This window comes from Salinispira pacifica (assembly GCF_000507245.1).
Lineage (GTDB): Bacteria > Spirochaetota > Spirochaetia > DSM-27196 > Salinispiraceae > Salinispira > Salinispira pacifica.
The window spans coordinates 2916455-2928751 of the sequence record NC_023035.1; the positions used below are offsets into that span (position 1 = coordinate 2916455).

A 12297-nucleotide genomic window follows, 5' to 3' on the forward strand; every position below is an offset into this window, starting at 1 on the left:
GTCAGTCCCGGCTGTGGAACTGAGCTTCGATTACCAGCGGTAATGAGCGAAAGCCTTGTTCGCATCTGCCATTCTGTGGGTATCTTCTTTTTTCTTGAAAGCGCTACCGGTGTTGTTATACGCATCCATCAGCTCTGAACTGAGTTTCTGAGCCATGGACTTACCGTTCCGGCCCCGGGCAGCGGCAATAATCCAGCGCATTGCCAGTGCTTCACGGCGGCTTTCCCGGATTTCCACGGGCACCTGATAGGTGGAACCACCCACACGGCGGCTTTTAACTTCGATAACGGGCTTTACATTGTCCAGGGCCTTGAGAAAAACTTCGATGGGCTTGGCATCGCTGATCTTTTCTTCAACCACAGACATTGCTCCGTATACCACTTTGGTTGCGGTACTGCGCTTACCGTCGAGCATCATCCGCTTGATGAATTTTGTGAGCACGGTGGAACCGTAACGGGTATCCGGGAGTACAGGTTTTTTCGGTGCAATTCTTCTTCTTGGCATCTTATTCCCCCTTAGGCCTTAGGCTTCTTGGCGCCGTACTTGGAACGGCCCTTGCGCCGGCCGTCTACACCAAGGGTATCCTTGGCACCACGGACGATATGATAACGAACACCGGGAAGGTCTTTTACACGACCTCCGCGCAGGAGTACAACAGAGTGTTCCTGCAGATTGTGTCCGATACCGGGAATGTATGCGGTAACTTCAATACCGTTACTGAGACGAACACGGGCTACTTTCCGCAGCGCAGAGTTCGGCTTCTTGGGAGTAACGGTCATTACACGGGTACAAACCCCGCGTTTCTGGGGACAGGACTGGAGGGCTGGAGATTTGGTCTTCTTCCAGGTGGTCTTCCGTCCTTTCCGGATAAGCTGATTAATAGTGGGCATTGAGCTTACTCCTTAAAATCTCCCGATGGACCATCGGCAACGCCTGATGTTTGCGTCCATTTCCGGGTCGACAGACTCAACCCCTTCACCTCGGGTTCCCGGCAGGTCATGCGGTATCCGCCGACCAAGCCTTTCGCCGCCAGGAGCGGCTTGCGCCGTACTCCGGAAGGGCTGTCGAAATATAATTATATATCCCTCCGCCGCAGATGCGGCGGAAGGGTCTTACAATAACAGGTTTTTCTTTGCAGGGTCAATACTTAGCTGAGCCTGCAGTGCCTGCATGGCCTGCGGGTACCACAGCAGCGGACGAACTACTCGTCGCCCCCTGAAGCTGTGTCTCCGGCGCCTTCTGTCGCCGCAACCGCCGCCTTTTCCTTCTCTCTCATTTCAACAATCTGCTGAACATGAGCATCAAGATCCGAACGGTTTTCATCGTAGAGCTTCAGATTATTATACTGGCGCATACCTGTACCCGCAGGAATGAGATGACCGATAATCACATTTTCCTTCAGGCCCCTGAGTCCGTCCACGGAGCCGGCAATTGCCGCATTGGTGAGCACCCGGGTGGTTTCCTGGAAGGAAGCAGCGGAAATGAAGCTGTCGATGTTCAGTGACGCTCTGGTAATACCCAGAAGCAGGGGCCGTGCCACAGCAGGCTGTCCGCCTTCCTTCTCAACCTTGCGGTTTTCTTCACCGAACTTGTACTTGTCCACCTGCTGGCCGAAAATAAAGTTGGTGTCGCCCACCTTGATGATTTCAACCTTGCGCATCATCTGACGGATAATTACCCCGATGTGCTTATCGTTAATATCTACACCCTGAAGACGGTACACTTCCTGAACTTCATTCACCAGGAACCGCTGCAGCGCATTTTCTCCGAGAATCTGGAGAATATCGTGGGGATCAACCGCACCGTCACAAATGGGCTCACCGGCCTCCACCAGGTCGCCTTCCCGGACCAGAAGATGCCGACCCATGGGAACCAGATGTTTCTGACGCTGACCGAAGTTGTCTTCTACCATGATCACCCGTTTGGACTTCACTATCCCTTCAAACTGTACCGTACCGCTCACTTTGGCCAGTACTGCGGGTATCTTGGGCTTACGAGCTTCAAACAGTTCACCGACCCTGGGCAGACCCCCGGTAATATCCCGGGTTTTGGCGGATTCCTGCAGGATTTTCGCCAAGGCGCGGCCTGCTTCAACCTTCTCTCCGTCGGCAACGTTCACATAGGAACCGCCGGGAAGGTAATAGGTGGCAAGCTCTTCTTCCTGGTCATTTTTAATAATGATTCGGGGCTGAAGACTCTCGGTGGTGAGTTCGGCAATTTTCTTCTCGATGTTACCGGTATCTTCATTCACCTCTTCTTTCAGCGTGGTCTTGTCGATATCCTCATAAAATACGGTACCGTCGTGCTCTGCAAGAATGGGCTCGGAGAACGGGTCGAAGGTGGCGATCGACTCATCGGCGGGAACAATATCCCCCACCTTCACCAGAAGATCCGCACCGTTCCGGATTTCGATCTTCTGCTCCTGGGCTATCAGATACAGCTTATCTTCACGGATAACCGCATAGGCGTTTTCCTGGGCCTGAATAACTTCCTTGCCCTTCTGTATTACATCCTGGCCCTTCACAATCTTGTCCCCGTCTTCCACAAGGATCTTCACCTTGCCGGAGGTGTCCAGAACTTCCAGCACCTTGCTGGCCATGAGGAACCCTTTCCGGGTAAACAGCCGGTCTCCGTTTTTCAGAGTTACGGTATTACCGTGAATGCTGTTGATCATCACCGGATAATGAAGAAAGGTCCGGTTTTCCTCACTGGTCTTGGTTGCGGCCCCCCCGATATGGAAGGTACGCATGGTGAGCTGGGTACCGGGCTGTCCGATACTTTGCGCGGCAATAATTCCCACCGCTTCACCGATTTCAACCGTACGGTTGGTTGCGAGGTTCCGTCCGTAGCATTTCCGGCAGACGCCGTGCTTTGATTCACAGGTAAGCACAGTACGGATCCGTACCGATTCTATACCTGCTTCTTCTATGGCTTCTGCAGTTTCTTCTGATATTTCTTCGTTTACATCAACCAGGATCTCCCCGCTGATGGGATGCTTCACCCGTTCGATGGTAAAACGGCCTACGATACGTTCCTGAAGGGTTTCCACAATTTCCTCACCGTCTTTCAGGGCGGTATAATCGATACCGTTGATGGTTCCGCAGTCCTCTTCGTTTACCACCACATCCTGTGCGATATCCACAAGACGCCGGGTAAGATATCCGGCATCGGCGGTCTTCAGAGCGGTGTCGGCAAGACCCTTACGGGCACCATTGGTGGAGATAAAGAACTCGATGATTGAAAGGCCCTCTTTAAAGTTGGACCGGATGGGCAGCTCGATGATTTCACCGTTGGGCTTGGCCATCAGACCACGCATACCCGCAAGCTGACGGATCTGGGAGCGGCTACCACGGGCACCGGAGTTGGCCATCATGTATACCGGGTTGAAACCTTCCCGGTCGTTCTGCAGCTTCTGCATCATCTCATTGGTGAGCTCTTCATTGGTCTTGGACCATACCTCAACTACACGGTTATACCGCTCTTCGTTGGTGATATGTCCCTGGAGATACTGGTTCTGGATGGCGATGACATCGCTGTTCGCCTGTTCGATCATCTCGGGTTTCCTGCTGGGAATGATAATGTCGTTCACACCGATGGTTGCACCGAAGATGGTTGCATAGCGGAATCCCAGATTCTTCACCTGATCAAGCATAAGCACGGTAAGATACGGCCCGTGTTTGGAGTACACCTTGGCAATAAGGGACCGAAGCTCCTTGTCTCCCATGGCATAGTTGGCAAACTCAATCTCATTGGGCAGGGCATCGTTGAGAATCATCCGGCCGGGAGTGGTTTCCACAAGCTCGCCGTTATGGGGAGCTTTGTCCACCGGCACTTTGATCAACGCCTGATAGTCAACGTCACGGTTTTCAATTGCATAAATCACTTCGTCGAAGGAAGAGTAGCGTTTTCCGTGTCCCCTCCCCGCTTCTTTATGCCGTGTAAGATAGTTGATTCCCAGAACCATGTCCTGTGAGGGGAATACAATGGGCTTACCGTTTGCCGGGTCCAGAAGATTCCTGGCGGAGAGCATGAGCGTCCAGCACTCAATCTGGGCCGCCTGGGTCAGGGGCACATGGACCGCCATCTGGTCACCGTCAAAGTCGGCGTTGTAGGCATGACACACCAGAGGGTGCAGCTTGATTGCCTTTGAATCCACAAGAACCGGCTCGAAGGCCTGGATACCCAGACGATGGAGGGTGGGTGCACGGTTCAGAAGAACCGGATGTTCCTTAACAACCTCATCCAGAACCGCCCATACCTCGGGGGTTTCCTGTTCAACCAGAGTTTTCGCCCGTTTAATGTTGTATACCACATCTTTTTCAACAAGCTTCTTCATAATGAAGGGCTTGTAGAGCTCAAGTGCCATTTTGGTGGGGAGTCCGCACTGGTGGAGCTGCAGGTCGGGACCTACAACAATTACCGATCGTCCGGAGTAGTCCACACGCTTACCCAGAAGGTTCTGGCGGAAACGTCCCTGCTTACCCTTGAGCATATCAGAAAGCGACTTCAGGGGCCGGTTTGACGCGCCCTTCACCACCCGTTTTTTCTTGCTGTTATCGAAGAGGGCATCCACCGCTTCCTGGAGCATCCGCTTCTCGTTCCGGATAATGATATCCGGGGCGTTCAGGTTCATCAGCCGTTTCAGCCGGTTGTTTCTGTTGATAACCCGGCGGTAGAGGTCGTTCAGGTCGGATGTGGCAAAACGGCCGCCGTCCAGCTGAACCATGGGGCGCAGTTCCGGGGGAATTACGGGAATCACATCCAGAATCATCCAGCTTGCCTGATTCTTGGAATCACGGAAATTTTCTACAATTTCAATCCGCTTCAGCAGACGCTTATCCGCTTTTTCACCCTTTTCAATCATCTTGGCACGAAGCTCTGCGCTGAGTCCGTCCAGGTCGATGGTTTCAAGGAGACTCCGGATGGCTTCCGCACCGATACCGGCGGAGAAACTCATACCGTAGCGTTCTTTGGCTTCGGCGTATTCTTCCTCGGTGAGCAGATCCATCTGCTTCAGGTCTGTATCACCGGGATCAATTACTATGTACTTCTCGTAATAGAGAATGGAACGCAGAGCGGCAACCGTCAGGTCCAGAAGCAGACCCATGCGGCTGGGTACGGACCGGTAATACCAGATATGGCTCACCGGGCTTGCCAGCTCGATATGCCCCATCCGCTCACGGCGGACCTTGGGATGGGTTACTTCAACTCCGCAGCGGTCACAGATAACACCCTTGTACCGGATGCTCTTGAACTTTCCGCAGTAGCATTCCCATTCCTTGGTGGTTCCGAAAATCCGCTCACAGAAGAGACCGTCCTTTTCAGGCCGGAGGGTCCGGTAGTTGATGGTTTCTGGTTTCTTTACTTCACCATAGCTCCAGGCCCGGACCTGATCCGGGCTGGCGAGCTTAATCATAATATTGTCGAAATCTTGTATTTCTCGCACCTTGACCTTCCTTAGAAATTGCTTCCCTGACGGTTAATCAGCTCTTCATCACGTTCAGTGAGGGGGATCTGCTTACCTTTTGAATCGTAAATCGAAACATCCAGGGCAAGACCCCGCAGCTCCTGAACAAGTACGTTGAAGGATTCGGGAACGCCGGCGGTTGTGCCGGGTTCGCCCTTCACTATGCTTTCGTAAATCTTTGCCCTTCCGTTCATATCGTCGGATTTGATGGTAAGAAGCTCCTGCAGCGTATTGGCTGCACCGTAGGCTTCCAGGGCCCACACTTCCATTTCACCCAGACGCTGTCCGCCGAACTGAGCCTTACCGCCCAGGGGCTGCTGGGTAACCAGACTGTAGGGTCCGGTGGAACGTGCATGCATTTTGTCCGTAACCATATGATGGAGTTTAATCACATACATGTAACCCACCATGACATCGTTTTCGAACTGAACACCGGTTCGTCCGTCATAGAGGGTAATCTGGGATGATCCCGGGCGTCCGCCCTTCTCCAGGAGACCGGAAATCTCCTCACCGGTTGCGGACTGGAATACCGGGGTGGTGTACCACTCATCATTTTCAACGGCTGCCCAGCCAAGCATGGTTTCAAGCAGCTGCCCGATGTTCATACGGGATGGTACCCCCAGAGGGTTGAGACACAATTCCAGCGGCGTACCGTCGGCCATGAACGGCATATCTTCCTCGGGAAGAACCCGGGCGATAATACCCTTGTTACCGTGACGGCCGGCCATCTTGTCCCCTTCCTGAAGTTTTTTCTTGGTGGCGATAAGAACCTTCACCACTTCTTCAACACCCGGGGAGAGGTCATCACCTTCACTGCGCCGCATCCGCTGCACATCGATAACGGTACCTTCGGTTCCGTGGGGAACCCGAAGGGAGGTATCCCGGACTTCTTTGGCTTTCTCGCCGAAGATGGAGTTCAGCAGTTTGAATTCGGGGGTTGTCTCGGTTTCGCTCTTGGGGGTTACTTTTCCCACAAGGATGTAACCGGAGCCCACCTTGGCGCCGATGCGGACAATCCCTTCCTCGTCCAGCTGATCCAGGGCTTTTTCGGATGTGTTGGGAATATCCCGGGTGATCTTTTCAGGCCCCAGCTTGGTTTCCCGCACCTCTATGGTGAATTCTTTAATATGAACCGAGGTGAATACATCGTTCTTCACCACTTTTTCGGAGATAAGGATGGCGTCCTCGTAGTTGTATCCGTTCCAGGGTACAAACCCCACCAGAATATTCCGTCCCAGTGCCATTTCACCCTTGAATGTGGAGGGACCGTCGGCGATGGCCTGGCCTTTCACAATCTTGTCTTTGTAGGCAACCATGGGTTTCTGCACATAGCAGGTGTCCTGGTTGGTCCGCTGATATTTGATCAGCTCGTAAACGTCCTTGTCGCCGTCAAATGCGGGCTTCTCCGGGGTAATCTCAACCCGGGCATTGCTCACATAGCTTACAACTCCGCCGCGCTTCGCTTTCACCAAAACACCCGAGTCATAGGCTGTCTTGAACTCCATTCCCGTTCCAACCCGGGGAGGTTCGGGACTCACCAGCGGAACCGCCTGGCGCTGCATGTTTGAACCCATCAATGCACGGTTGGCGTCGTCATGCTCCAGAAAGGGAATCAGGGCCGATGATACGGAGATTACCTGCTTGGGAGAAACGTCCATGTACTGAACATCCGCGGGGGGACGGGTGGTATAATCACCCTGTTTCCGCACGGAAACCTGTTCATCAACAAAGGCGCCTTTGTCATTGATGTTGGCGTTGGCCTGGGCAATGAAGTATTTCTCTTCATCCATGGCGGAAAGATATTCGATATCCTGGGTTACCTTGCCGTCTTTGACTTTCCGGTACGGGGTTTCAAGGAACCCGTAGTCGTTCACCCGGGTGTACCCTGCAAGGCTGACAATCAGACCGATATTCGGACCTTCAGGGGTCTCAATGGGACACATTCGGCCGTAGTGGGTGTAATGTACGTCACGGACTTCAAACCCCGCCCGGTCACGGCTGAGACCACCGGGGCCGAGAGCGTTGAGACGCCGCTTATGGGTGAGTTCCGAAAGGGGATTCACCTGGTCCATAAACTGTGACAGCTGGGATGAACCGAAAAACTCTTTCACCGCAGCAACAACGGGTTTGATTGAGATCAGATCCTGGGGCTTGATGGTCTCAATTTCTTTGAGACTCATCCGCTCCTTGGCGATCCGCTCCATCCGGCTGAAGGCGGTCTTCATCTGGTTGGCAAGGAGTTCGCCCACCGATCTGACACGCCGGTTACCAAGATGGTCGATATCGTCCACGTTGGCTTCGCCGATGTACACCCGGATCAGATATCCCATGGTGTTTACGATGTCTTCCTTGGTGAGAATATGCTCTTCCGGAGCATCCTGGTAGTCGAATTTCTTGTTCAGCTTGTAGCGTCCCACCCTTCCCAGGTCGTAACGCCGGGAGGTGAAAAACATGGAATTGAAATCTTTCTCGGCGCTCTCTATGGTGATGGGTTCGCCGGGCATGATCACTGCATATACCGCAGAAAGGGCTGCTTCATGGGACGGTTCATCCTGGCCCTCTTCCTTGGTGTGTTTGCTCTCTTCCCGCTCGAAGCAGTTGAGAATAATATCAGAATGAAGACTTTCGGAATTCTCATCGTCGATGATTTCTATGCTGCTCACCTGGGAGTGGATCAATTCATCAACATCATGGGGGTGGATTTTTTCACCGGCCTTGTAAAGCTTCTTGCTTTCCTCGCCGTCTTCAATATATACGGCGCGTCCCAGAACCTTGCCCCGGAGATAATCCCGTGACTCGGCGGTATCTTCAACCGTTACGGTTTTAAGCCGGTAAAACAGGTCGATTATCTTTTCCCGTGTGTCGTAGCCCAGAGCCCGGAGAAACAGGGTACCGAGAATGCGCTTTTTCCGGTCAATCTTGGCGAAAATCAGTTCTTTTTTCTGATCGATTTCGAATTCAAGCCATGAACCCCGGTACGGGATGATCCGTGAACTATACACACCCTTCTCGTGGGAGAAAATCACCCCGGGGCTCCTGTGGATCTGGCTGACAACCACCCGCTCTGCACCGTTGTAGATGAAGGTTCCCCGGTCAGTCATGATGGGGATGTCGCCCATATAGATATCTTTCTGCCGGATTTCCCCGGTTTCAGTAAACAGCAGATTTATTTTCGCCTTGATGGGAACTGCGTATGTGTGACCTTTGGCCTTGCACTGTGCCTCATTAAACTTGATATTCTCCTCATCCAGGGTATAATGGTCATACTCAAGGACCATGTCGCCGGCCTGGCTTTCGATGGGAAAAATCGTCTGGAATACCTCTTCCAGACCCTGTAGATTCGGCTTGTTCCCCTGGACCATCCAGTCTCGCTGTAAGAATTTCTCATAAGATGAGAGCTGGATATCCACGAGATTCGGCAATTCCATGACAGTTCCCTTGGAAGTACCAACCTCGGTTCGTTTGATTTCGGTATTTCGATTAAACATCAGTTCCCCCGCACCAGGTAGTTGTTCGCTGTATAATTCTGTATTTCATCGGCTGAGACAATTTCATACCATGAAAATGCCAAAGCTGTAGAAATCAGCAGCTATCAGTAGTACACACAGTTTTTAATTTCCGGTTCGCTTTGAGACTCCTTTCATTCACTTCCCTGAAAGAATCCCTTTTACAAAGCAATTTGAAAAACCCCCGAAACCACAGGTCTCCGGGACTTATTAAATTGCTTGGTTTACACCGCTGACATCCTCTGCAGACACAGAATCACCGCAGGCTCGGGGCAGGCATTGCCCGCCGGGAGCTTACGGTGAGTATCTTGTATTTCTAGTCGCTTGTCGATTTCGTTGGACACAGTCCCCTTACTTAACTTCGACAGTAGCACCAGCCTCTTCAAGAGTTTTCTTGATTTCAGCAGCTTCATCCTTGGAAACATTTTCCTTGATGACACCGTTGGATTCAACCAGCTCTTTTGCTTCCTTAAGACCCAGGCCTGAAACGATGGTCCGAACAGCCTTAATAACGTTGATCTTCTTGTCTCCGGCTCCGGCAAGCTTAACAGTGAATTCAGTCTGCTCTTCAGCAGCTTCTTCAGCTGCGCCTGCAGCAGGACCTGCAGCCACGGCAACGGGAGCAGCGGCAGTAACGCCGAACTTGTCTTCCATAGCCTTCACCAGTTCGGAAACCTCCAGAACGGTCATGTTTGCGATTGCTTCGAGAATTTCGTCAGTAGAAAGTGCCATATTATCTTCTCCTTTTTAGTATAATTTTTTTAACGGCGATAGCATAGCACCTCTTGCAATAAGAAGACTAACGCCGCTTTTTTCACATCATCGCACCCGCCTCCGCCGACAACCCGGCGGAATTACGGGCGAAGAGGAGATTACTCCCCGGCCTTCTGATCAGCCACAGCCTGGAGCGTACGCACCAGCTTGGTAGCAATACCGTTAAGGCCGTACACAAAGTTCTGCACAGGCGCGTTCATTGTACCCATCAGCATTGCGATAAGCTCGATCCGTGTAGGCAGCTTGCTGTACTCAATAACCTGGGTGGCATCGAATACATTGCCGTTCACTATACCGCCTTTCACTTCCAAAGGCCAGTCCTTGGCAAGCTTCAGAAGCTCTTTGGCGACGGGACCGGATTCATCATGGGTAAGGGCCACCGCAGTGGGTCCCACAAGATAATCATCTACAACCGGCATCTCCATATCTTTCAGAGCCAGCTTTGCGAAATTATTCTTGATTACATGATATTCAGCATCCAGCTCCCGGAGCTTGGTGCGCAGTTCGGTGATCTGCTCAACGCTGAGCCCGCGGTAATCGGTGAAGATATAATCATTCACTCCGCTGAAGCTGTCTTTGAGAGCCTGAACCGCCTCTTTTTTTGCATTATTTACACGTGTTACATATTCAGCCATTTAATCAGCCCTCCCTTACTCTGCACTCTGGACAAGCTTTACGCCGGGACCCATTGTGGATGAAATTGCCAGGCTCTTCACGAAATCACCCTTGGTGTCGGCGGGGCGCTTACGCTCAACTTCGCCGATCACAACGTTGATGTTTTCCGCAAGGGCTGCCGGATCCATGGACACCTTACCCACCGCAAGATGAATTACGCCGGTTTTATCCGAACGGAATTCCACACGGCCCTTTTTCAGCTCATTGATAGCCGCGGTAACGTCGAAGGTTACTGTCTGGGTTTTCGGGTTGGGCATGAGACCCCGGCGACCGAGAATGGGACCGAGACGGCCCACATCTTTCATCATATCGGGGGTTGCAACTGCAACATCAAAATCCAGCCAGCCGTCTTTGATTTTCGCAATCAGATCATCATCACCCACAAAAGCGGCACCTGCATCCTTTGCTTCCTGGGCTTTATCACCCTTGGCAAAGACCAGTATTTTCTTTTCGCTTTTGAACTGGTTGGGAAGAACCAGAGTGTCACGAATTGTGGTGCTCTTCTTCACATTCAGCTTCATGGACAGTTCGACGGTTTCATCAAACTTGGCGAATGCATGTTCTTTAATAATCTTCACCGCATCTTCCGTAGTGTACTGCTGAGTCTTGTCGTAGGCGGCTACGGCGTTTCTATAATTCTTTCCTCGCTTCATATATTACCCCTCAACCTCTACGCCCATGGAACGGGCTGTTCCGGCTACAATCTTGATCGCCGCATCGATGTCGTTGGCATTCAGGTCCGCCATCTTCATTTCGGCAATCTTCTTCAACTGATCCCGGGTAATTTTGCCCACCTTCACCTTGTGGGGCTCGGCGGAACCTGAGGACAGACCGATCTCTTTCTTAATGAGAACGGCAGCCGGAGGACTCTTCATTTCAAAAGTGAAACTTCGGTCCTGGTATACGGTGATAACAACAGGAACAAGCAGTCCTGCTTCAACATCTTTTGAAGCATCATTGAACTGCTGAACAAACTGGGGCGCACTTACCCCGTGAGGTCCAAGTGCAGGACCTACAGGAGGGGCCGGTGTGGCCTTCTGTGCAGGCACCTGAAGCTTGATCATGCCAGTGACTTTTTTCTTAGCCATGTACACTCCTCGTGGTATTAGCGGGCATATCTCCGAGAAACACCCTCCCACCAGATTATTTACTGCCTACGGCAGTGTATTTTTCATACGAGCAGGCCGGATTCCCGGTCGCTCGGTATTTGATTCCATATACAAAGAAAAACCCCCACGGGGTTTTTCCTCTTTTTTACAGTTTTTCCACCTGAAGATATTCAACTTCCACAGGGGTGTTCCGTCCGAAAATTCCGACCATTACTTTCAGCCGGTTTTTTTCGTCCTGAACTTCTTCAACGGTTCCGGTGAATGACTCGAAGGGACCGTCGATAATCCGTACCGTTTCCCCCACAACATAGGTCTGCTTGGGCCGGTAGCTGGAATCTCCCTTGATTTCGCCCATCCGGGCCAGGAGGTTTCGGGCTTCCTCGGTGCTGATGGGCTGGGGTTTGGCGCTGGGGCTTGTACCCACAAAACCGGTCACCCCCTGTATCCTGCGGATCTTGGAGCACACGGGCTTCCAGCCCAGGTCGGGGAGATCCATTTCAAGAAGGATGTATCCCGGGAGCACTTTCTGCATGCGCTCCTTGCGCTTGCCGTCTTTTACATCAACGACCTTCTCGGAGGGAACTTTGATGTCGCTCACCGCTTCACCAAACTCACCATCGTCGATCATCCGGCGGATGGTCTTCTCAATTTTGTTTTCATGTCCGGAAAACGTATGCAGAACATACCAACTCTTGGCCATATAACCTCCTGATCCTCAAAAACCCGGCCGAAAAAAAGCACCCCCGAAAGGGCGGAAACACCACAG

Annotated in this window: 9 protein-coding genes; all 9 read right to left on the reverse strand. The window is 52.1% G+C overall.

Annotation, left to right across the window (positions count from 1 at the left end):
- Positions 1–30 precede the first annotated feature (30 nt).
- Positions 31–504 carry a 30S ribosomal protein S7 gene (gene rpsG, locus L21SP2_RS12745; protein WP_024268950.1) on the reverse strand — a complete coding sequence of 158 codons (474 nt, stop codon included), beginning with the start codon at positions 502–504 and terminating at the stop codon, positions 31–33.
- A gap of 11 nt (positions 505–515) precedes the next feature.
- On the reverse strand, positions 516–890 hold the full coding sequence (gene rpsL, locus L21SP2_RS12750) for a 30S ribosomal protein S12 (RefSeq protein WP_024268951.1): 375 nt from the start codon (positions 888–890) through the stop codon (positions 516–518).
- A gap of 311 nt (positions 891–1201) precedes the next feature.
- Complete coding sequence (gene rpoC, locus L21SP2_RS12755; RefSeq protein ID WP_024268953.1) at positions 1202–5446, reverse strand: DNA-directed RNA polymerase subunit beta'; 4245 nt, start codon at positions 5444–5446, stop codon at positions 1202–1204.
- A gap of 11 nt (positions 5447–5457) precedes the next feature.
- Positions 5458–8955, reverse strand: coding sequence for a DNA-directed RNA polymerase subunit beta (gene rpoB / locus L21SP2_RS12760; RefSeq protein ID WP_024268954.1), 3498 nt, complete (start codon positions 8953–8955; stop codon positions 5458–5460).
- Positions 8956–9324: 369 nt separating this feature from the next.
- Positions 9325–9705, reverse strand: a complete 381-nt coding sequence (rplL, locus tag L21SP2_RS12765) for a 50S ribosomal protein L7/L12 (protein ID WP_024268955.1) — start codon at positions 9703–9705, stop codon at positions 9325–9327.
- 140 nt (positions 9706–9845) lie between these two features.
- Complete coding sequence (rplJ, locus tag L21SP2_RS12770) at positions 9846–10382, reverse strand: 50S ribosomal protein L10 (RefSeq protein WP_024268956.1); 537 nt, start codon at positions 10380–10382, stop codon at positions 9846–9848.
- A 15-nt stretch (positions 10383–10397) separates the two neighbouring features.
- Positions 10398–11075 (reverse strand): 50S ribosomal protein L1, encoded by a 678-nt coding sequence (gene rplA / locus L21SP2_RS12775; RefSeq protein ID WP_024268957.1) that lies wholly within the window; start codon positions 11073–11075, stop codon positions 10398–10400.
- A gap of 3 nt (positions 11076–11078) precedes the next feature.
- Complete coding sequence (gene rplK / locus L21SP2_RS12780) at positions 11079–11510, reverse strand: 50S ribosomal protein L11 (RefSeq protein ID WP_024268958.1); 432 nt, start codon at positions 11508–11510, stop codon at positions 11079–11081.
- A 166-nt stretch (positions 11511–11676) separates the two neighbouring features.
- Positions 11677–12231: a transcription termination/antitermination protein NusG gene (nusG, locus tag L21SP2_RS12785; RefSeq protein WP_024268959.1), complete on the reverse strand. Its 555-nt coding sequence runs from the start codon at positions 12229–12231 to the stop codon at positions 11677–11679.
- Positions 12232–12297: the final 66 nt, after the last annotated feature.

Excerpts from the sequence above, each read along its gene's own strand:
- rplA (WP_024268957.1), bottom strand. The coding sequence starts at position 11,075 with ATGAAGCGAGGAAAGAATTATAGAAACGCCGTAGCCGCCTACGACAAG.
- rplJ (WP_024268956.1), bottom strand. The coding sequence starts at position 10,382 with ATGGCTGAATATGTAACACGTGTAAATAATGCAAAAAAAGAGGCGGTT.
- rpoB (WP_024268954.1), bottom strand. The coding sequence starts at position 8,955 with ATGTTTAATCGAAATACCGAAATCAAACGAACCGAGGTTGGTACTTCC.
- rplL (WP_024268955.1), bottom strand. The coding sequence starts at position 9,705 with ATGGCACTTTCTACTGACGAAATTCTCGAAGCAATCGCAAACATGACC.
- rplK (WP_024268958.1), bottom strand. The coding sequence starts at position 11,510 with ATGGCTAAGAAAAAAGTCACTGGCATGATCAAGCTTCAGGTGCCTGCA.
- rpsL (WP_024268951.1), bottom strand. The coding sequence starts at position 890 with ATGCCCACTATTAATCAGCTTATCCGGAAAGGACGGAAGACCACCTGG.
- nusG (WP_024268959.1), bottom strand. The coding sequence starts at position 12,231 with ATGGCCAAGAGTTGGTATGTTCTGCATACGTTTTCCGGACATGAAAAC.
- rpsG (WP_024268950.1), bottom strand. The coding sequence starts at position 504 with ATGCCAAGAAGAAGAATTGCACCGAAAAAACCTGTACTCCCGGATACC.